This is a genomic window from Flavobacterium sp. UBA4197 (assembly GCF_002379575.1).
Classification (GTDB): domain Bacteria; phylum Bacteroidota; class Bacteroidia; order Flavobacteriales; family Flavobacteriaceae; genus Flavobacterium; species Flavobacterium inviolabile.
On the sequence record NZ_DFUB01000009.1, the window covers coordinates 191,609 to 213,289 of the forward strand.

15 protein-coding genes are annotated in these 21,681 nt (G+C 40.6%); 4 read left to right on the forward strand and 11 right to left on the reverse strand.

From position 1 onward, the window contains the following. Positions 1-40: 40 nt before the first annotated feature. From B3394_RS05635 to B3394_RS05645, 3 genes are all read left to right on the forward strand, one after another. Positions 41-2,284 carry a TonB-dependent receptor plug domain-containing protein gene (locus B3394_RS05635; protein WP_414654258.1) on the forward strand — a complete coding sequence of 748 codons (2,244 nt, stop codon included), beginning with the start codon at positions 41-43 and terminating at the stop codon, positions 2,282-2,284. Positions 2,285-2,306: 22 nt separating this feature from the next. Beyond that, complete coding sequence (locus B3394_RS05640; RefSeq protein WP_286913931.1) at positions 2,307-2,645, forward strand: heavy-metal-associated domain-containing protein; 339 nt, start codon at positions 2,307-2,309, stop codon at positions 2,643-2,645. Positions 2,646-2,769: 124 nt separating this feature from the next. After that, entirely contained in the window at positions 2,770-4,080 is a 1,311-nt protein-coding gene (locus B3394_RS05645) for a hypothetical protein (protein ID WP_286913933.1), read from the forward strand. Positions 4,081-4,120: 40 nt separating this feature from the next. Here B3394_RS05645 and B3394_RS05650 read toward each other — a convergent pair whose 3' ends face one another. The 11 genes from B3394_RS05650 to B3394_RS05700 form a co-directional block, all read right to left on the reverse strand. After that, positions 4,121-6,511, reverse strand: a complete 2,391-nt coding sequence (locus B3394_RS05650; protein WP_286913937.1) for a hypothetical protein — start codon at positions 6,509-6,511, stop codon at positions 4,121-4,123. 98 nt (positions 6,512-6,609) lie between these two features. Then, a complete protein-coding gene (gene groL / locus B3394_RS05655) occupies positions 6,610-8,241 on the reverse strand; it encodes a chaperonin GroEL (protein WP_177729986.1) in 1,632 nt (543 codons plus the stop codon). A 68-nt stretch (positions 8,242-8,309) separates the two neighbouring features. Beyond that, positions 8,310-8,585 carry a co-chaperone GroES gene (locus tag B3394_RS05660; protein ID WP_177729985.1) on the reverse strand — a complete coding sequence of 92 codons (276 nt, stop codon included), beginning with the start codon at positions 8,583-8,585 and terminating at the stop codon, positions 8,310-8,312. A gap of 141 nt (positions 8,586-8,726) precedes the next feature. After that, the gene (gene secG / locus B3394_RS05665; protein ID WP_177729984.1) at positions 8,727-9,128 is read right to left on the reverse strand and encodes a preprotein translocase subunit SecG; all 402 of its coding nucleotides are present in this window, start codon (positions 9,126-9,128) and stop codon (positions 8,727-8,729) included. 11 nt (positions 9,129-9,139) lie between these two features. Then, positions 9,140-10,021 (reverse strand): tetratricopeptide repeat protein, encoded by an 882-nt coding sequence (locus tag B3394_RS05670; protein ID WP_286913942.1) that lies wholly within the window; start codon positions 10,019-10,021, stop codon positions 9,140-9,142. Between the two features lie 18 nt (positions 10,022-10,039). Next, complete coding sequence (locus tag B3394_RS05675; protein ID WP_177729982.1) at positions 10,040-10,546, reverse strand: LptE family protein; 507 nt, start codon at positions 10,544-10,546, stop codon at positions 10,040-10,042. A gap of 14 nt (positions 10,547-10,560) precedes the next feature. Beyond that, positions 10,561-11,826, reverse strand: a complete 1,266-nt coding sequence (locus B3394_RS05680) for a sigma-54 interaction domain-containing protein (RefSeq protein ID WP_286913950.1) — start codon at positions 11,824-11,826, stop codon at positions 10,561-10,563. A gap of 51 nt (positions 11,827-11,877) precedes the next feature. After that, positions 11,878-13,323: a tRNA (N6-isopentenyl adenosine(37)-C2)-methylthiotransferase MiaB gene (gene miaB / locus B3394_RS05685; RefSeq protein ID WP_286913952.1), complete on the reverse strand. Its 1,446-nt coding sequence runs from the start codon at positions 13,321-13,323 to the stop codon at positions 11,878-11,880. 151 nt (positions 13,324-13,474) lie between these two features. Then, a complete protein-coding gene (locus tag B3394_RS05690; protein WP_177729979.1) occupies positions 13,475-14,770 on the reverse strand; it encodes an HlyD family secretion protein in 1,296 nt (431 codons plus the stop codon). A 29-nt stretch (positions 14,771-14,799) separates the two neighbouring features. Next, positions 14,800-16,995, reverse strand: coding sequence for a peptidase domain-containing ABC transporter (locus B3394_RS05695; RefSeq protein WP_286913953.1), 2,196 nt, complete (start codon positions 16,993-16,995; stop codon positions 14,800-14,802). A 175-nt stretch (positions 16,996-17,170) separates the two neighbouring features. Next, on the reverse strand, positions 17,171-18,736 hold the full coding sequence (locus tag B3394_RS05700; RefSeq protein ID WP_286913954.1) for a vitamin K epoxide reductase family protein: 1,566 nt from the start codon (positions 18,734-18,736) through the stop codon (positions 17,171-17,173). Between the two features lie 425 nt (positions 18,737-19,161). On the opposite strand from B3394_RS05700, the gene topA reads away from it, so the two are divergent. Then, positions 19,162-21,681, forward strand: a complete 2,520-nt coding sequence (topA, locus tag B3394_RS05705; RefSeq protein WP_286913955.1) for a type I DNA topoisomerase — start codon at positions 19,162-19,164, stop codon at positions 21,679-21,681.

Here is a 21,681-nt window from a genome sequence, read left to right on the forward strand (position 1 = left end):
CTTTGGCAAACCGATTATTCAAACATTAAAAATTAAAATCATGCATAAATACTTTATGGTTTTTCTTTTGCTGTGTGTAAACATCATGACAGCACAAGAGAATGTAACGGGTACTGTAACAGATGAACAGAATCTGCCCGTAATTGGAGCTTCCGTATCATGGAAGAATACTACTATTGGTGTAACCACCAACGAAAATGGCTTTTTCAGCCTGCCTTTTTCAAAAGAAAACAACCAGCTGCTCATCAGTTATATCGGTTATGAAGCCGTAACGCTGGAAATCAATGCGCCTCAAACAATCAAACAGAAAATAAAACCTTCCAAAACATTGGGAGAGGTTGTGGTTACCACCAAACGAAACAGTCTGCAAAAATCCTATGTAAAAACAGCCAATGTGGTTACGATGAGCAGCAAAGAATTGCTCAAAGCAGCCTGTTGTAACCTTTCGGAAAGTTTTGAAACCAATCCTTCGATCGATGTGAATTTCTCCGATGCGATTTCCGGAAGCAAACAAATCAAAATGCTGGGATTAACCAGTCCGTATATTTTAATTGCGGAAGAAAACATCCCTTCGGTTCGCGGTGCTTCACAGGCATACGGACTGTCTTTTACCCCGGGAACCTGGGTGGAAAGCATTCAGGTAACGAAAGGCGCCGGAAGCGTTATTAACGGATATGAAAGTATCTCCGGACAGATCAATACCGAGTTGATAAAACCGGCAAACGACATTCCGTTCTTTTTAAATGCTTACGGTTCTACAGACAGTCGGTTTGAGCTGAATACCCATTTTAATAAAAGAATATCCGATAAATGGAGCAGCAGTCTTTTCCTTCACGGAAATGCGAGAGTGGCCAAAAACGACATGAATCACGATGGTTTCTTGGACAATCCGCTGGGAAAACAAATTAACGTGCTGAACCGCTGGCAATATAACAATGCCGAAAAAGGCTGGGTGAGTTTTATCAATTTCCGGTATATGAGAGATGAGAAACAAACCGGGCAGGTGGATTTTGATCCGGACCGGGACAAGTTCACTAAAAATTACTGGGGTTCCGAAATCAACACCGATAAAGTGGATGTTTCTTCAAAAATCGGTTATGTGTTTCCCGATATGCCTTATCAGAGCATCGGATTCCAAAATTCCTTTAATTATCACAAACAGGAATCTTATTTTGGGTTAAACCAATACAACATCCAGCAGAATAGTTTTTATTCGAACCTGATTTTCAATTCGATCATCAGCAATACCCTGAATAAATTTTCAACAGGACTGAACTTTACGTCCGATGATTATAACGAATATGTAAATGTCGGTTCCGCAATGGACGTGAGCAGAAGAGACAACTCCGTTGGAGCCTTTTTTGAATATACCTATGACAATACCGATAACTTTAGTCTGGTTGCCGGAGCCCGTTTTGATGTACATAATCGTTTGGGATCTTTCTTTACACCGCGATTGCACATGCGATACAATCCATGGGAAAAAGCGGTTATCAGGGCTTCTGCCGGACGAGGAAAACGCAGCGCAAATATCTTTGCAGAAAACCAGCAGCTTTTTGCGACATCAAGAGCTTTCCAGATCCTGAATACCGGAGGAAAAATTTATGGTTTGGATCCGGAAATTGCGTGGAATTACGGTTTGAGCTTTATGCAGGGATTCACCCTGTTTGGAAAAACAGCCGAAGTGAGTCTGGACTTTTACCGGACCGATTTCCAAAATCAGGCAGTGGTCGATTTGTATGCCAGTCCGCAGCAGGTATTGTTCTATAACCTGGACGGAAAATCATACGCAAACAGCTTACAGTTGGAATTTAATTATGAATTCATCAAACACCTGAATCTGCGTACGGCCTATAAATACTACGACATCCAGACAGATTACCTTAGCGGGCCGAAAGAACGTCCGTTGCAGGCTAAGCACCGTGTGTTTGCCAATCTTGCCTATGAAACCCATATAAAAGAGAAAGGGCAGCAATGGAAATTCGATTTTACCTATAACTGGATGGGAGCACAACGACTGCCCAATACAGCCGACAATGCCTTGTTGAGAGACCGTTTACCGGATTACTCACCTTCTTTTTCGGTAATGAATGCGCAGATTACGAGAACATTTTCCAGTACCTTTGAAGCCTACGTTGGTGGTGAAAATATCGGAAACTACAAACAGAGCAAAGCAATATTAGGTGCCGAAAACCCTTTTGGCCCGTCATTTGACAGTTCCATTATATATGCTCCGGTATTCGGACAGATGTATTATGCCGGAATACGATTTAAAATTAAATAAGAACATTAAAAAACGAAATACAATGAAAAAAATACTTTTAGCCTTTATCATCACCTTAATAGGTTTTGCTGTTCAGGCGCAGGAAAAGAAAAACAAAAATGCGAAATACGACATTGAAGTAAAAGGAAATTGCGAGATGTGTAAAAAGCGGATTGAAAAAGCGGCTTACGCAGTTTCGGGAGTGAAATCGGCTGTTTGGACTGCCGATAATCAGTCGCTGCATTTGTTGCTGAATGAAGAAAAAGCCAATCCTTTACTGGTACAGGAATCCATTGCCAAAGCAGGACATGACACCGAAAAAGTAAAGGCAAACACCGACGATTATGGCAAGCTGCACAGCTGTTGTCAATATGAAAGGTAAATAAAAATAAAGATCCTGATTTTGAACAATCAGGATTTTTTTTAAAAAGACAGCGCCGCAGGCACTATCGTAAAAAGCAAAGCAGTATTTGTTTATACAAGAGCATAAAATCAATTTTTTTATCATGAGAATAACTACATTTTTAGCAGCAACGTTAATGCTGCTGGGATTATTTACACCGGAAAGAGCCCAGGCTCAGGATTTTTTTAAAGACAGGAAATTATATTTAAACGAAGACGGGTCTAATTATGTGAAGTTTACCTTTATGGCTCAGGCCTGGCTGCGCAATCAGGATTATAATCCGGGAACAACTATTAATGGTGTTCCGCAGGACAACGGGACAGATATTGGTATTCGCCGTTACCGGGTTCAGATGTATAGCCAGCTAACAGACCGTGTATTCATTTATACACAATTTGGTGAAAACAATTTCAACAATGTTTCCGACAGAAAACAGGGTTTTTTTGTGCATGATGTAATGGGAGATTATGCGGTGGAGAAGGAAAAATTGTCCTTAGGGATGGGATTGTCCGGATGGAGCGGACTGGCACGATTTGCCGCGCCTTCTGCCGGAACGATACTGGGCGTGGATGCCCCGCTTTTCCAACAGTCAACAAATGATGTGACCGATCAGTTTTTAAGAAAATTGTCGGTGTTTGCGAAAGGTAAATTAGGGAAACTCGACTACCGCATTGCGATGGCAAAGCCAATGGCAATACAAAAATCAGCCAATTATAATCCGGCAGTTACTCCAAATGCTACGTTCTCAGCCGATCCGCCGGACATGCAGTGGAACGGGTATTTTCAGTACCAGTTCAAAGACCAGGAGTCCAACCTGACTCCTTATATGACCGGAACGTATCTGGGGAAGAAAAAAGTATTCAATATCGGAGCCGGATTTATCTACCAGAAAGATGCGATGTGGCATTTGGGTACAGCTAACGATACGATTCGGGAGAATATGGTTCACCTGGCTGCCGATATCTTTTATGATGCGCCAACGGGTGACCGGGGACAGGCAATCAGTGCCTACGGGAATATCACGCATTATGATTTTGGCAAAAACTATATCCGTAATGCAGCAGTTATGAATCCGGCTACCGGCAGTAATAATCCGGCGATTTTAAACGGAAGCGGCAACGGGTTTCCAATGTATGGAACGGGAACGGTTTTATACGGACAGGTAGGGTATAAGTTAAAGGATAACCTGATTGGTAAAACAACAATAATGCCCTATGTAGCCATGCAGCATGCCCAATACGACCGCTTAAACGAGTCTATGAAATTTTATGATATAGGCGTGAACTGGCTTTTGGCAAGCCATACGTCAAAATTGACCCTTTCCTATCAGAACCGTCCGGTTTATAACACTACCGGGGACCAGATAGAGCGAAAAGGGGCTTTCATTGCCCAGTATCAGGTCTTTTTTAATTAAGACCATAAAAAAACCGAAGCATCTGCTTCGGTTTTTATTTTTAAAAGGCAATTGTTTTTTCTTCTGAAATGAGTTCGCCGTTGGTGCCGATTCCCTCGATTTTTAGTTTAACCGATTGCTGGCTGTAATTCGGGATTGAAAAACGGAAAGCACCGTCCTCATCGGTTTCTACCTCAGGTAGCCAGTAAATTGTACCGTAATTGTAGAAGCCGGGGGAATTATAATCGGAATATCCCGGGTTTTTAAAGCTTTTGGGTGCCTGAAAACCGTTGGTAATTAAAAACTGCTGGGATTTAACCCTTATAGCACTGGCTCCCGGGTTTAATACTTTTTTAGTGTAGATCCTGATGGTACCGTTAGCACCGTCCGATCCCATACCGAAACCATGCCTGTTAAGGTAGATTTCATCAACAAATTCAAGGCTCATGCCTTGCAGCTGATTCAGGTCGGTTACCGGTATGTCGTCAATAAAAACTGCCGGAGACGCACCGCCTCTTAAAGATTTTCTGATCCGGCCACTGATATAGACACTGCCGTTTACATAACCAACATCATAACCGTGGGCACCTATAAAAGGCAGGACTTCTCTGTAGGAAGCAAAATCACCTTCACTGATCTTGAACTCCCGGGCCATATTGTTGGAAAACTTTCTGTTGTGGTTTAGTTTGGGTTCTTTTTTCTTTGCTTTTACGCTTACACTATCCAGATGGATCATTTTCATCTTTGTAAAGTAAGGCAGTTCCTCGGTTTTGTCAGGAGTGCCGGATCCGGCAGTTGCGTTTTCCGGACATTGTAATACCGGTTTGCGAAGCGGTTTTAAAAAAGCGGTATTGTTTTTTATAACCTGCGGATACATTTTCAATTCCTGTCTTTTTCCGCTATTGTTAAATAACGAAAAATGCATCACGGTGGAATCGGCGACAATTAAATTTTTAAAGTAAAATTCATTCTTTTCGTTAATTTTTGATTCTTCCGTGATTTTATAATACAAGGAACTCATCTCGACAAGATAGTTGTTCCGGTCTGTAAGTTCTTTATTGATGGTACCCTTAATGGCTATTCCTGTTTCAAATTCGAATTTGTTTTCCGGTTTTGTGGTTAATATCGTGTTGAGGTCATATTTTGGCTTTTGTGTAATCAGGTAGGTGTCCAGTTCGTAATGTTTATTTTTGGTGAAATTATTCAGGTAATAAGCGGCATCTTTAGTATCGGTGTCCGTATAGGGAGAAAAGATAAACGCATCATATATGGATTTGCTGTCGTTTGCGGCAATGGTTTTTTCAGGCAAAACAGAGATGCTTAAGCTTCCCAAAACAATATTGGATTTTCCGGTAATATGAATAGAATCCTTCCGTGTTTTGGTCACGGAAAGGTCGAGTTCCTTTTTGATGTTGTACGGTTTGAAGATCATTCTTTCCGCCAGTTTTACCGCATTTTTGTCGGTCAGAATAAGGTTATTAATCCCTTCGTTAAAATGATCGCTGTTAATGGAGAAAGTGTCTTCCCTGGTGTTCTTTTTAAGGACAAGATCAATAAAAGATACGGCATCATCCTGTTGAATGATTAACAGCAGCGGCATATCGGTTAGTGTGGGCGTATTTGTTTTTATTTTGATGATGGTTTTGTCGCTAAAGGTATAGTTGTTTACCGTGAATGACGTTCCTGCCGGAGCTGCCGGCGGAAGGTTAAAAATCATCTCTTTGTTATTGATGGTGGTAACAGCTTTGTAAAGCTGGCTGGTGGTTTGCAGCAGATCAAATTTACCGATGCCGAATGCATTGGTCGAAAAATTCGTTACTACGGTTCCTTTGGCATCTTTAACGGCAGCATTTTTAACGGCGATTCCCTTTCCGTTACAGTCGGTAATTCTAACGGCTATGGTGTTAGAACTGTTTTCTAAAAAAACACCGCTTTCCGGATAAAAAGAAGCGCTTACGTTATTGTAGTCAATGGTATTCCTGTTTTTATAATCCGTATCTGTCGGATTTAAAACGGTAATGGCATATACACTGGATTCGTCTTCCTTAAAGTTGTTCATAAAATTGGTGTAGACCCGGATGTAATAGCTACCGGATGATAAACCGGCAGGAAGGTTGATATACCCCTGCAATACACTGTTTTGGGTATAGCATAACTGGGTTGCAATTTTATTGGAATTGCCGTCAAACAAGTCTACGTAAACATTAGTGGTTTTCAGGAAAGGTACTTTTAGTTTTTCTTCAATAATATAGCCTTTAAACCAGACGGATTCTTCGGTCAGATAGGTTGCTTTATTTAAATGCAGGTGAATTTTTTCACGGTCTGCTTTGAAATAATTTTCAAAATGGTTCGTGATGTTTTCCTGCAGTTTGTCATTGCCTGCCTGTGCAAAGGTGTAATGTGGTGTGAAAAACAGTACGATGATTAGAAAGGAAAGTATTTTTTTTATCATAGCGGAAATCATTAATGCTCAAAAATAGCTTTTTATAGTTATAAAAAAAACCGCCTGAGATATTTCAGGCGGTTTTGAGTATACTTGAGTAGGTGATATTACATCATCCCAGGCATTCCGCCTCCCATTGGCATTCCGCCTCCGGCATTTTCTTCTTTAATTTCGATTAAAGCGCATTCTGTAGTTAAGATCATACCCGAAACCGAAGCTGCATTTTCAAGGGCAACACGGGTTACTTTTTTAGGGTCGATGATTCCGGCTTTCAGCATGTCAACATATTCGTCTGTTTTAGCATTGTAACCGAAGTTTCCTTCACCTTCTGCAACTTTAGCCACAACAACCGATCCTTCTAAACCTGCATTTTCTACAATAGTTCTTAAAGGCGATTCCACTGCACGGGATACAATCTGAATACCGGTAGCTTCGTCAGCATTGTCTGCTTTAATATTGGTTAAAACCGATTTTGCTCTTAGTAAAGCAACACCTCCACCGGCAACAATTCCTTCTTCTACTGCTGCACGGGTAGCGTGTAAGGCATCATCCACACGGTCTTTTTTCTCTTTCATTTCCACTTCCGAAGCAGCACCTACGTATAATACTGCAACACCTCCGGCAAGTTTTGCCAAACGCTCCTGAAGTTTTTCTCTGTCATAATCAGATGTAGTAGTTTCCATCTGTGCTTTGATCTGGTTTACACGGTTTTTAATCATGTCAGCCTCACCAGCACCGTTAACGATAGTCGTATTGTCTTTGTCGATCGTTACTTTTTCGCAGGTACCCAACATTTCTAATGTTGCATTTTCAAGAGTGTATCCGCTTTCTTCCGCGATTACTGTTCCTCCGGTCAGGATAGCGATGTCTTCCAACATGGCTTTTCTTCTGTCTCCGAATCCGGGAGCTTTAACAGCAGCGATTTTTAAAGCACCTCTTAATTTGTTTACAACTAATGTCGATAAAGCTTCTCCGTCTACATCTTCAGCGATGATCAATAACGGTTTTCCGGATTGTGCCACCGGCTCTAATATTGGTAACAACTCTTTTAGAGAAGATACTTTTTTGTCGTATAAAAGGATATAAGGTCTTTCTAATTCCACTTCCATTTTTTCCGGATTGGTCACGAAGTAAGGCGATAAATACCCTCTGTCAAACTGCATTCCTTCCACAACGTCCACATAAGTATCGGTTCCTTTTGCTTCTTCCACAGTGATAACACCTTCTTTTCCAACTTTACCGAAAGCAGTAGCGATTAAATCACCAATAACGTCGTCATTGTTGGCAGAGATAGAAGCTACCTGTTTGATTTTTTCGGTAGAACTTCCCACTTCCTGTGCCTGTTTTTGTAAATCGGCTACGATAGCTTCAACAGCTTTGTCGATACCTCTTTTTAAATCCATCGGATTTGCTCCGGCAGCTACGTTTTTCAAGCCTTCTTTAACGATAGCCTGTGCTAATACCGTTGCTGTAGTTGTTCCGTCACCGGCTAAATCATTGGTTTTAGAAGCAACTTCTTTAACCATCTGAGCACCCATGTTTTCAAGAGTGTCTTTTAATTCTATTTCTTTTGCAACCGAAACACCGTCTTTTGTTACGGTTGGTCCGCCAAATGATTTGCTGATGATTACATTACGTCCTTTTGGTCCTAATGTTACTTTTACAGCATTTGCCAATGCATCAACACCACGTTTTAATCCGTCACGTGCTTCAATATCAAATTTTATATCTTTTGCCATTTTTTAATCTCTTTTTAGTTTGTTGAATCCTTTATTCAGGGGATTTAAGGGTGATTTTTGTTAAGGGATTAGATGATCGCAAGGATGTCATCTTCTCTCATAATCAGGTAATCTTTACCTTCAAATTTTAAATCAGTTCCAGCATATTTTCCGTATAGAACCGTGTCGCCTACTTTTACGGTTAAAGGCTCATCTTTTCTACCGTTTCCTACAGCTACCACAGTACCTTTTTGAGGTTTTTCTTTGGCTGTATCAGGAATGATAATTCCGGAAGCTGTCTGCGTTTCTGCAGCTGCAGGTTCCACGATAACGCGGTCTGAAAGTGGTTTAATGTTTAATGCCATAATTATATATATTTTATGTTATTATTGTATAGATGCTGATTACTTTTCAGAAAGTATGCCAATCAAAAAAATGGCAGGTTTTTGTCAAAAAAAAATGCCAGCACTGACAGGCTGACATTTTTTATATACTGTTTATAGTAATTATTTTTTTGCTTCTTCAGTCGCTGCCGGTGTTGTAGCTGCTGCGTCAGTTGTAGCTGGCGTCGCTGCACTTTCTGTAGCCGGAGCTGCTGTTCCTGTTGCTGCAGCCGGTTTTGTTGCCGGAGCCGCCGGAGCAGGTGTACTGTTGTCAATAAGTTTCGATCCGTTATCACCCATACTTCCTGTGAAGCTTAAGCTGGATAATAAAATCAATACAATTAATAAAGTTGCTAATGTCCAGGTACTTTTATCAAGAAAGTCGTTTGTTTTCTGAACGCCTCCCATCATTTGCGAACCACCAATGCTTGAAGATAAACCTCCACCTTTAGGGTTTTGAACCATGATTACGATGATAAGTAAAAAACATACAATTGTTATTAATACTAAAAAAACTGAAAACATATTATAATTTTTTAATTGTTATTTTGTTGTAATATCTTAATATCCGAAATTCGGTCTGCAAAGAAATGACTTTTTTCTGGATATTTCAAAATTAATATTTCATAAGCTTGTATCGCTTTTTGATATTTTTTTTGTTCGAGATAAACTTTTGCCAAAGTTTCGGTCATTAAATAGGAGTTGTCCTGGGGCGTTTTCTCAATATTTAAAGGCGTTACAGGAGAATTCCGGTTCGGAACTATTTTCGGATTGGCTTCAATAAATTTATCAATCAATTCTGATTTTTTCTTTTTTTCTTCGTCAATTTCTTCTTCACTAACGGTATTTTCACGGTCAATCGGGCTGAATTTTGCCAATTGCAGCCATTCCTGGAAAGAATGTTTCTCCTCTTTGGAGAATTCTAATGGTTTTCCGATTTCGAGTTTTTCTTCCACAGTTGCCGTTGGAATTTCAGGCTGTACCGGTTCCGGAAGTGTTGCTTCAGGTTGTTCCGGAGCCTTCGGTTCGGCTACTTTAATAGAGGTTAGGATAGACTGTTCTAACGGATCTACTTTCGGAAGCGGTTTTTCTTCTTCCGGTATAACCACTTTATGCTGGTTAACGATAATATCATTAATAACGGCTTCTTTTTCGTCAAAGAAAGCCTTCTGGATAGCCGTGAAATTCGTTGATGTGATAAATTCGAACAGGATGCTTCGGTCTGTCGTATAAGCAGCTGTTTTCTTTAATTCGTAATTGTAACGAAAACTGTTTTCATTGTACAGCCCTTTCAGGTGAATGGCTCTTGCCGACTGAAAATAGGGGAACTGGTGCAAAATACCCTCTAAACTGATGGTTTGCTTACTGCCTATGGTTTCCGGCTTGTTGAGTAAATAGGTTAAATCGTTTACGTTCAAATCGTCTGAATTAAAGGTTTACCATTTTGCTAAGGACTGATTAAAGATATCCTGTGTTATTCTTTCGAAAATCACCGTTAAGGCTTCTGATAATTTGGCACCGATTAATTGTGTATCGGCCGGGTAATCATAATAAAAAGAGAATTTCTTGTTCTCAAAATCATCATCAGCTTTGTTTTTGTTGGTAAAACGTACATTTACGGTAATGGAAAGCCTGTTTTGCGAAGCACGCTGATCGGCAGTTGAACCCATTGGCGTAATCCGGTAATCGGTAATTTCCCCTTCATAAATCAAATCACCTCCGGTATTGGTAAGACTCAGATTGGTCTGGTTCTGAATGATTTTTTGTAGCTCTAATGTAAACGTTCTTTCAATTCCCGGTTCTACCAATGCGGCATTGTTCTGGAAATAATTTACCTGGAATGTTTTGGCGTCAATCTTTCCGGTTCCGGTAAAATTGTACACAGAACAGCTGCTTAAAATCAGTACTAAGGAAAGGGTGATGATGTATTTTATATTTTTCATACGGGCGTTATCAATTACAAATCGAATTGTTTTATTTTTCGGTATAAGGTTCTTTCGGAAATGCCTAATTCGTCTGCGGCAGCTTTTCTTTTTCCTTTGTTGCGTTCCAGTGCTTTTTTGATGAGTTCGATTTCTTTTTCGTCTAAACGCAGGGAATCTTCTTCTTCAACGGTTTCGGCAAAAAGATAATTCTGGTCATCATCATCGTCAAATTCTTCCTGAATGTTTTGTACCGGCACAGGAATCGCTTCGAGGCTTGCCTGGCTTTCAAACGGAATTTCTTCCTCTTCTTTGGAGCCGTAAATGCGCTGAATCAGGTTTTTATTGCTTTCCTGTACTTTGTTTGAGTTGCCGTTTTGCATGAGCTCTAAAGTGAGCTTTTTTAAATCATTCAGATCGCTTTTCATGTCAAAAAGGATCTTATACAAAATTTCCCGTTCGGTACTGAAATCGCTTTCGGATTTTTTTTCCTTTATTACCGAAGGCAGGTTGTTGCCTTCCATTGGCAGATAGGACTGTAAGGTTGCCAGCGAAATGTCGCGGGATGTTTCCAATACAGAAATCTGCTCGGCTACGTTGCGCAGCTGACGGATGTTACCGCCCCAGCGGTATTTCATAAGCCATTGTACGGCACCGTCGTCCAGTTTTAATGGCGGCATTTTGTATTTATGGGCAAAATCGGAAGCAAATTTTCTGAAAAGAAGATGAATGTCCTCTTTGCGTTCCCGCAAAGGCGGCAGCATGATCTCCACAGTGCTTAAACGGTAATATAAATCTTCCCGGAATTTTCCTTTTTCGATGGCCTCAAACATGTTTACGTTTGTTGCGGCAACGATGCGGACATTTGTTTTCTGTACCTGGGAAGATCCCACTTTAATGAATTCTCCGTTTTCCAGAACACGCAAAAGACGTACCTGGGTGGTTAACGGAAGTTCTCCGACTTCGTCCAGAAAAATGGTTCCGCCATCGGCTACTTCAAAATATCCCTCACGGGTTGAAGTCGCTCCGGTAAACGCTCCTTTTTCGTGGCCGAAAAGTTCACTGTCGATGGTTCCTTCCGGAATGGCACCACAGTTTACGGCAATATATTTCCCATGCTTTCTGTGAGAAAGGGAATGAATTATTTTAGGAATACTTTCTTTACCAACACCACTTTCTCCGGTTACCAGTACTGATATATCCGTCGGGGCAACCTGAATGGCTTTTTCAATGGCACGGTTGAGTTTCGGATCGTTTCCGATAATCTCAAATCGTTGTTTTATGGCTTGAATACTTTCCATGGTGATAACAGTGTTGTTTTGGGTGATAGTTTGGGTCGGGCGGGCTGCGGTTTAATTCATCTCCGAATAACCTACCGGCTCGCCAATTAGTGTGGCTGTAGTACAGCTGTTGATTTTAACCATAACGAAATCACCTACTTTATAATGCTCTTTTGGGAAAACCACCACGGTATTTTCCGGGTTTCTTCCGGACCAATGGGCGTCGGATTTCTTGGAAGGCTTTTCGATTAATACTTCCACGGTCTGATCTAAGAATCGGGAAGTTCTCTCGTAGCTTAATTCCTGTTGTAAATCAACAATTTCCTGTAAACGGCGTTTTTTAACTTCTTCCGGAACATCGTCTTCCATTTTTCTGGCAGCAAGGGTTCCCGGTCTTTCCGAATAGGAAAACATATAGCCGAAGTCGTATTGTACATAGCGCATCAGGCTCAGGGTATCTTTGTGATCGTCTTCCGTTTCTGTAGGGAAACCGGAAATAAGATCCTGCGATATGGAACAACCCGGAAGGATTGTTTTAATTTTATCAACTAAAGCCATATACTCCTCACGGGTATGCTGGCGGTTCATTTCTTTCAGGATTCGGGTGCTTCCCGATTGTACCGGAAGGTGAATATAGTTACAGATGTTATAATGCTTGGCAATTACGTGCAGCACTTCTTCGTGCATATCCTGAGGATTGGACGTTGAGAAGCGGAAACGCATTTTCGGATGTGCCGTAGCACACATGTCCAGCAACTGTGCAAAATCTACAGCGGTTGCCTTTTGCATTTCGGTTGCTTTTTCGAAATCTTTTTTCAATCCGCCGCCATACCATAAATAGCTGTCAACGTTTTGACCTAGAAGCGTTACTTCTTTAAAGCCACGGTCTGCCAGGTCGGCTATTTCTTCTAATATACTTTGCGGTTCACGGCTGCGTTCGCGGCCACGGGTAAACGGAACGACACAGAAGGTACACATGTTGTCGCATCCTCTGGTAATGGAAACAAAAGCGGTTACCCCGTTGCTTTGCAGACGAACAGGGGAGATGTCGCCGTAGGTTTCATCTTTGGATAAGATTACATTGATGGCGTCACGGCCTTCTTCGACTTCTTTTAAAAGGTTTGGCAGGTCTTTATAGGCATCCGGACCAACAACCATATCAACGATTTTTTCTTCTTCCAGGAACTGATTTTTCAGACGTTCGGCCATACAGCCCAAAACACCCACTTTCATTCCCGGATTAATCCTTTTTACGGCATTGTATTTTTCCAGACGTTTACGAACAGTCTGTTCTGCTTTATCTCTAATCGAACAAGTGTTTACCAAAACCAAATCGGCTTCTTCCAGTTTCTGGGTCGTATTAAATCCTTCGTTAGCTAAAATTGACGCGACAATTTCGCTATCGGAAAAATTCATCGCACAACCGTAACTTTCGATAAAGAGCTTTTTTGTATTTCCTTCTTTTTGTTCTAAAACAAGACTGGTACCTTGCTTGTTTTCTTCAATAACCTTTTCCATATATCGCTATAAGAGTGTAAATCTTCTAATCGGCAAAGATACTATTAAATTTTGTTTTCTGACAAGATGACAGCTTTGTTTAACATCAATTTTAATCTGATTTTTGCTGTTGGCGAAGCTTTTAAAAAAGGATGAAAAGCGCTTTCGGGGATCAGGAACGTTTGAAGATGTCCCGGAACTGGTACAGCAATCGTTCCAGTAATCGTAAATCTTCCGTGATAATATCTGCCGTTCCGCTCATTTCCTGCTGGAAGATGATCTTCTTTTTATAGGATGTTTCCAGTCCTTTTGGTAGTGAGACATCAATTAAAAGGAAACCTTCTTTGTCCGGCGTTAAGGAAATGGATTTTACTTTTCCTTTTACAATCCCGAATTCGCGGTCCGGATAGTTTAACAAGCGGATGTTCACGTTCTGGTTGATTCTCAGTTTACCGGAATTGGTTGTTCTGGCTTTTACTTTTCCGATATAGCGGGATTTGGAATCCGGGATAACGGTAAAAACATTATCACCGGTTGTGATGGTCTGGTTCTCTTTCCAGATCTGTAAATAGGACACTTCTCCCGGAATGGAAGCACGAAGCACATAGGCCAGTTCCCAGTCGCTAATCGCTTTTTTCAGCTGATTGTACGATTGTGCCATGTTTCTGAAGAAAGTGATCTGGTCTTTTGTTTCGTTTATTTTGGTCGTTTTGTTGCTTCGGTTCAATTCATTTAAGGAGGAATGAATCTGGGAAATCTGGGAATTCAGGCTTTTGATGTTTTTCTCATTCTGAAGGTAATCAATGTTTTTGGTTTCCCATTCCTGTGAGGCAATAACGCCATTTTCGTACAGGCGTTTGTAGCGTTCCAGTTCTTTTTTCTTCAGCTGTAATTCGGTTTGGGCAATAGAAACCTGCTGGGTTAAAAGTTCCATACGTTCTTTTAGCTGCACCGATTCAAATCGCTGGGCAGTGTCTTCCACTCGGTAAGGCTGTAAGTCTTTGTTCAGTTCGTAGGTGGCATAGTCTTTTTCGAATATGGCAAACACGCTGGAAATGTCACCCAACTGCAGGGCGGTTAATTTTTCGAACGGAAAGCTAAAGCTGTTGTTCATCTTCAGGGAATCCGTGATGCTTTTTAAAAGAAATACGTCTTTATAATTTGCAGTGTTTTCAATAACTGCCAGAGGCGTATGCTGTTTGACCATTTTGCGGTTTTCAATGAATATCTTTTCAATTTTACCGGTAGAACGGGCAATCAGTTTTTCAGGCGGTGTTTGGGTGGTTATCGCGATTTCTGTTGTAATAATGTCCGGATAACGGATAAACCATGCCAGTATGATTAACAATACAATAATAGTAAGTATAACGATATTTCCCCATCGGATCATCCAATGTGGCACTTCAGACAGTATTTCCTGTACTTCTTCGCTTCTTAATTCTAAATCGGTTCTCTTTTTTTGAGGCATTGTGTCTTTTTGTTTGTTGCAATATCTTTTTATGATCCTAAATGAAGCTGGTTTCTTACCAGTTCAAAATAATTGCCTTTTAAGCTGACTAATTCTTCATGGGTTCCCACTTCGATGATCCGGCCTTTGTCTAAAACGACAATCTGGTCGGCGTTCATAACGGTACTCAAACGGTGGGCAATAACCACTACCGTTTTATCTTTAAAAAACACATCTAGTTTTTCCATGATTACTTTTTCGTTATTGGCATCCAATGCCGAAGTCGCCTCGTCAAAAAAGAGCATTTCCGGATTTTTATATACGGAACGGGCGATTAACAGACGTTGTTTTTGCCCGGTACTCATTCCGATACCTTCCATCCCGATTTTAGTATTGAAACCCAAAGGAAGTTCGTCAATAAAATCCCTGATATTGGCAACATCGGTTGCGTATAATAATTTTGCCTTGTCGACCTTGTCGGCACCCAAAGCAATGTTATTGGCAATAGTGTCATTGAAAATATAACCTTCCTGCATTACCGCGCCAATATGTGCCCGCCATGTTTTTTGTGACATGTTTTTCAGGTTGGTTCTGCCCAGTAATATTTCACCGCTGTTTGGTTCGTAGAATTTCAGCAGTATTTTCATTAAGGTTGTTTTACCACTTCCGCTGACCCCTACAATGGCCGTTACTTTTTTAGCCGGAATGGTTAAGGTGACATCTTCCAGTACCGGCAGGTCGGAACCGGTATATCGGAACGACACATTTTTAATGGAAAGGGTTTCGTCTTTCGGGAAGTCATGTGTTTTTTCGTCTTCATCCTGCGATTCGTCTTCTTTGTCATGAATCTCCGATAAACGCGCCAGCGATATTTTGGCATCCTGCGCTTCCCGGATGAATCCGATCAGCTGTACGATCGGTCCGTTAAGGTTTCCTACAATAGAACTTATCGCCATCATCATCCCCAGAGTGATCTGTCCGTCGATAACTAATTTAGCCGACAAAAAGATAATCAGGATGTTTTTTAATTCGTTGATAAAATTGGAACCGATACTCTGCGTTTGTTCCAGCACCAGGCTTTTCATTGAAACTTTAAACAAACGTGCCTGTATGTATTCCCAGCCCCAGCGTTTTTGCTTTTCGGCATTGTGCAGTTTGATTTCCTGCATCCCGTTGATGAGCTCAATTACTTTGCTTTGTTCCTGGCTCACTTCCGAAAAGCGTTTGTAGTCTAATGCCTCACGTCTTTTCAGGAATAGGATAACCCAGCCGAAATAGAAAAAACTGCCAACAAAGAATACCATAAAGATTGTCAGGTTATAATAGGCCAGAACGGCACCCATGATAAGCATGTTGATAAACGAAAATAACACACTCAAAGAGGAGGTGGTCAGTATTCGTTCAATCCGGTGATGGTCGCTGATTCGCTGCATGATGTCTCCGGTCATCCGGACATCAAAAAAGGAGATCGGCAGATTCATCAGCTTGATGAAAAAGTCGGATATTAAAGAGATATTAATACGTGTCGATAAATGGAGTAAAATCCAGCTTCGGATAAATTCCAGGGCAGTTTTTCCGAAGAACAGAAAGAGCTGCGCGATTAATAACAGGTAAATGAAGTGGATGTTCTGGTTCTGAATACCAACGTCCACGACACTTTGTGTCATAAAAGGAAAAATCAGCTGCAGTATACTGCCCGCCAGTAATCCGACAATCAGCTGTAATAAAAAGGATTTATAGCGAAGGACGTAACGCGACAATAAGCCAAAGCCAAAAGCGCTGTTGCTGTCGTTGGTGTCAAATTCGGTATTGTAAAACTTAGGAGTCGGTTCGATTAACAGCGCAATCCCTTCTTCTGTTGAAGGTGTTGCATTATTGCCGATCCAGAATTTTAAAAACTCTTCGTTGTCATATTCTAATAAACCGTGTGCCGGATCGGAAACATAAAGTTTGTTTTTTTTGACTTTATACAGTACAACATAATGGTTGTTATTCCAGTGCAGGATACAGGGAAGCGGAACTTCCTGCAGGCGCTCCAGTGAAATTTTAACCCCTAAGGTGCGAAATCCGATTCTTTCTCCCGCATCACTCAGCGACAAAAGATTACTTCCTTCACGGGTTGTTTCCGCTAATGTTCTTAATTCCTGAATGTTGATGACTTTCTTGTAATACTTGGCAATTATTTTAAGACACGTGGGACCACAGTCTTTGGAATCGGCTTGTTTGTAGAATGGGAATTGCGACATTATTTATTGAAATTATTGCACAAGATGTGAGATATAATTATTGTTTTCTTTGGTTTGAGGATAATTCTGTATTGACAAATATATAAATATTGTTAAGGAAAGTGGTCAATTGTGATTTCTTCTTTTAAATATTTATGAATTGTACTGATCGTGTCAAAATTGTTGGTGAAAATCCTTAATTCTGATAAACCAAAACCGTGTCTTCACGAAGCTGTTCGATCATTTGCTCAGCAAATAAAGAAAACTCCTGTAAGGTATATTCGGCAGGATAATGGTAACCGTTTATAAAAGTTGCCGGTGTATAATGAATACTGTGGTTGTCACACCAGGTTCGATGCGCGGTCAGTAAATCCAGTGTGTGCTGAGGAACCGGTACAGATCTGTTCTCCCATTGCGGAATATCTTTTTCATCAAACCATTCTTTTAAAATGGAGAGCGCGGTGTCTTTATTACCGGAATAGGCTTCCGAAAAACTGGCTGCGATTTTTGTCGCGACATTATCCGTTCGTTCAAACGGAACACTGAGAACAAAATTGATCTGAATATCGTTTCCGTGTTTTTCCAAAAGATTGTAATATGCCTTAAAGGCATCCGTACAATAGCCGCAAAGCGGATTGGTAACGGCGTTTATGGTTAATACCGGGTTTTTTGACCCAAAACTTAAAATATACTCCTGCGGAATACTGTTGTTCTTTTCCAGTTGTTTCTTGTGAAGTAAAGTGAAAAATAAACCCTGATTTCGTTTGAATTTCAGGAAATCGATTTTTGTTTTCTTAAGCGCAATACTTTTGGTTAAAAGCGCTTTGGCATAAAAGACCCCTAAATAGGTAAGTGTTATAATAAGGAGTGCTTTAAGAATATAGCTGCTATTAATCTCAAAAGGAGCGATGTTGCTAAAAACGGTTGCAATTTCGGCCAGTAATATTAAAACAATACCCAGGCACAAAGCACACCATTGTTTTAGAATAAACGCCTGACTGTATAGCGAAAAAAGCAATACCGGTATGGAGGAAAGTAAAAGTGCCGTAAAAAAGATACTGTCAAAACCGGCAAAAAGCAGTATGAGGAATTGTGAAATAAAGAAAACCGCTGTGGCATTACTCAGTGAAATCACCCCTAAAAATTGTACCGATGAGGTAATGATCTTGGAACAGCTTCCTTTCTCGTTAAGGGAACTGCATATTCTGGAAGACAGGTTATCGTGAATTCCGAGTTCTTCCTTAATAATAAGGACGCTTAAAAAAATACCTAAAGCAGAAAGCGCTCCTAATGCTGTAACCGGTAAGGAAAACGGAAAGACAAATAATAATAAGGACAACACCAGCGCACAGCCGAAGGCAAGAAGTGCGAACGTTTCTCTTTTGGATTCCGGTTTTTCGTTTTTTTCAACAGCGATTATCGTTCCGGGCCAGATCTTTTTAAAATCGGGATAGCTGTAGGCCGATTTTTTACCGTCGGCACTTTTGCATTTAATATGGCTTTTGGTCTTGTGAACGGAAACAATAACGTCTTTTTTGTCCACGTTGATTAAAGCCATAAAATATTCCGGTAACTGTTCCAAAGCATCCACCGGCACATTGGCTACCAGATTTTCTATTCCGAAATAGTCGAAAGTGTCGGAAACCGAACGAAAACTCGGATAATCTTCATGGGATAACAACTGAAGGTTTAAATCCTCTTTGTCTAAGAAATGCAGATTTTTATTTAGGAAATCATTTATAAGATTTAAAAAAGAGTGCATATCGTGATTATTTTAGTAATAAGTGAGAATTGTTTTATCAAAAATCATCATAAAGTGCGTGGCTCCAAAATTTTAAATGTTAATTTTTTTGATTATTTCTGTATATTTTAGAAATAAGAAACGAAAAAGACCGTGAAAAACCAGGCCTGGATGCGGTTTTTACAGTGGGAGAAATTGGATTGTAACAGCGCTTTTTAGATTTATACTGTTGGAATATAGTATTTTATTGGCTAATGCCGGCCGGTGGAAACGATGCCTTAAAAACCGGGTTTGTTTTAAGACAGAAGCCGTAATTTATTTCTTAAAGAAAAAGAAGATTATGCCTGTTACAGGTGTTGTATCCTCATAAAATAATTGTGTTTTAGAAAACCAAAAATGTAATATTTAAAAAAATCATATACTTTTGCCGGACAAACAGTAGAAGTATGGCAAAGAATTTAGTGATCGTTGAGTCGCCTGCAAAGGCAAAAACTATAGAAAAATTTTTAGGAAAGGATTATCAGGTAGAATCAAGTTACGGGCATATAGCCGACTTGCCTTCTAAAGAAATTGGGGTGGATGTTGAAAATAATTTCAAACCAAAGTATGAAGTTTCTTCCGATAAAAAGGCTCTGGTTAAAAAACTTAAAGATCTATCGAAGTCGGCAGAAACCGTTTGGCTGGCTTCCGATGAGGACCGTGAGGGAGAAGCTATTGCATGGCATTTGGCAGAAGAATTGAAATTGGACCAGAGCAAAACAAAACGTATTGTTTTTCATGAAATTACCAAAACGGCAATACAAAAGGCAATTGAGAACCCGAGAGGTATTGATTATAACTTAGTGAATGCCCAGCAGGCGCGAAGAGTTTTAGACCGTTTGGTAGGATATGAATTATCGCCTGTTTTATGGAAAAAAGTAAAAGGCGGACTATCTGCCGGACGTGTTCAGTCGGTTTCCGTACGTTTAATTGTAGAGCGTGAGCGTGAAATCCAGGGCTTTAAAGCCGAAGGATCGTATAGCGTTACTGCTGAATTTGCAAACGAAGCCGGAAAAACCTTTAAAGCAAAATTACCACACAACTTTGCAACCAAACAGGAAGCGGAAGCTTTCTTAAAACAAAATATCGGTTCCCAGTATAAAGTATCGGACCTGGAAACAAAACCGACTAAAAAATCACCAACAGCTCCTTTTACCACATCAACATTACAACAGGAAGCGGCAAGAAAGCTGTATTTCCCGGTTGGTGTTACAATGATGATGGCGCAGCGTCTGTATGAGGCCGGATTAATTACCTATATGAGAACGGACAGTGTGAACCTGTCGCAGGAAGCGATGGCTGCTGCAGAAGCAGAAATCATCAAATCGTATGGTAAGGAATACAGCAAGCCCAGAAATTACGCTAACAAAAGCAAAGGAGCACAGGAAGCGCACGAAGCTATCCGTCCGACGGATATGTCGCGCCATACTGTGAATATTGACAGAGACCAGGCACGTTTGTATGATCTGATCTGGAAAAGAACATTGGCTTCCCAGATGAGTGATGCGCAATTAGAGCGTACGAATGTGAAGATCGAAGCAGGCAATCATAAAGAAATATTCGGGGCAACCGGAGAGGTATTGCTTTTTGAAGGATTCCTGAAAGTGTATCTGGAAGGACATGACGATGAGGAAGAAGAACAGGAAGGAATGTTGCCGGCTTTAAAAGTAAATGAAAAGCTGACCAACAATTATATCACTGCTACGGAGCGTTTCACCCGTCCGCCGGCACGTTATACGGAAGCTTCGCTGGTTAAAAAACTGGAAGAGCTTGGCATTGGACGTCCGTCTACCTATGCGCCGACAATTTCTACGATTATTAATAGAAATTATGTAGAAAAAGGAAGCTTTGAAGGTCAGGAGCGTAAATATGCCCTGTTAACCTTAAAAGCCGGTGAGGTAAAAAGTCAGGAATTAAAAGAAAACTTCGGTTCTGACAAAGGGAAACTGGTTCCTACCGATATCGGTATCATTGTAAATGACTTCCTGGTTAAGAATTTTGAAACCATTTTAGACTATAATTTTACGGCAAAAGTAGAGCAGGACTTCGATGAGATTGCTGCCGGAAATGAAGACTGGGCGATGATGATGCGTGATTTTTATAATCATTTCCATCCTACCGTTAAAAATGTAGAAGAAAACGCCGAGAGAGAATCCGGGGAACGGATCCTGGGAACGGATCCGAAATCCGGTAAACCGGTGAGTGTTCGTTTAGGGAAATTCGGTCCGATGGCTCAGATTGGCGATGTCGATGACGATAACAAACAATTTGCAAGCTTGCGTCCGGAGCAGAATATCGGAAGCATAACGCTGGAAGAAGCGCTTAACCTGTTTTTACTGCCTAAAAATTTAGGTACCTATAAAGGAGAAGAAGTAGAGGTAAATAACGGTCGTTTCGGACCGTATGTGCGTTTCGGAAGTGCTTTTATTTCGTTGCCAAAAGGCGAAGAACCTTTGGATGTTACGTTAGAGCGCGCTATGGAACTGATCAAAGAGAAAGAACAGGCAGATGCTCCTATCGGGACGTATAAAAATGAGCCGGTACAAAAAGGAGTGGGCCGTTTCGGACCTTTTATCAAGTGGAACGGTATGTTTATCAACGTTAATAAAAAATACAATTTTGATAATTTATCACAATCGGATCTTGTGGAGCTGATTGAAGAGAAATTACAGAAAGATATCGATAAGGTAATTCACAATTGGGAAGAAGAAGGAATCCGTGTTGAAAAAGCAAGATGGGGACGTTCTGTAATCCTGAAAGGAAAGGTTAAGATTGAGCTTTCCAAAGATGTCGATGCCGGAAAAATGACACTGGAAGAAGTGAAGGAGTTGATTGAGAAGAAAGCACCGGCTAAAAAAACAGCAGCGAAGAAAACGACTGCGGCGAAAAAACCGGCAGCTAAAAAAACAACTACTAAAAAGAAATAA

Excerpts from the sequence above, each read along its gene's own strand:
- topA (WP_286913955.1), top strand. The coding sequence starts at position 19,162 with ATGGCAAAGAATTTAGTGATCGTTGAGTCGCCTGCAAAGGCAAAAACT.
- secG (WP_177729984.1), bottom strand. The coding sequence starts at position 9,128 with ATGTTTTCAGTTTTTTTAGTATTAATAACAATTGTATGTTTTTTACTT.
- groL (WP_177729986.1), bottom strand. The coding sequence starts at position 8,241 with ATGGCAAAAGATATAAAATTTGATATTGAAGCACGTGACGGATTAAAA.
- B3394_RS05635 (WP_414654258.1), top strand. The coding sequence starts at position 41 with ATGCATAAATACTTTATGGTTTTTCTTTTGCTGTGTGTAAACATCATG.
- B3394_RS05650 (WP_286913937.1), bottom strand. The coding sequence starts at position 6,511 with ATGATAAAAAAAATACTTTCCTTTCTAATCATCGTACTGTTTTTCACA.
- B3394_RS05645 (WP_286913933.1), top strand. The coding sequence starts at position 2,770 with ATGAGAATAACTACATTTTTAGCAGCAACGTTAATGCTGCTGGGATTA.
- B3394_RS05690 (WP_177729979.1), bottom strand. The coding sequence starts at position 14,770 with ATGCCTCAAAAAAAGAGAACCGATTTAGAATTAAGAAGCGAAGAAGTA.
- B3394_RS05675 (WP_177729982.1), bottom strand. The coding sequence starts at position 10,546 with ATGAAAAATATAAAATACATCATCACCCTTTCCTTAGTACTGATTTTA.
- miaB (WP_286913952.1), bottom strand. The coding sequence starts at position 13,323 with ATGGAAAAGGTTATTGAAGAAAACAAGCAAGGTACCAGTCTTGTTTTA.
- B3394_RS05695 (WP_286913953.1), bottom strand. The coding sequence starts at position 16,995 with ATGTCGCAATTCCCATTCTACAAACAAGCCGATTCCAAAGACTGTGGT.
- B3394_RS05700 (WP_286913954.1), bottom strand. The coding sequence starts at position 18,736 with ATGCACTCTTTTTTAAATCTTATAAATGATTTCCTAAATAAAAATCTG.
- B3394_RS05680 (WP_286913950.1), bottom strand. The coding sequence starts at position 11,826 with ATGGAAAGTATTCAAGCCATAAAACAACGATTTGAGATTATCGGAAAC.
- B3394_RS05660 (WP_177729985.1), bottom strand. The coding sequence starts at position 8,585 with ATGGCATTAAACATTAAACCACTTTCAGACCGCGTTATCGTGGAACCT.
- B3394_RS05640 (WP_286913931.1), top strand. The coding sequence starts at position 2,307 with ATGAAAAAAATACTTTTAGCCTTTATCATCACCTTAATAGGTTTTGCT.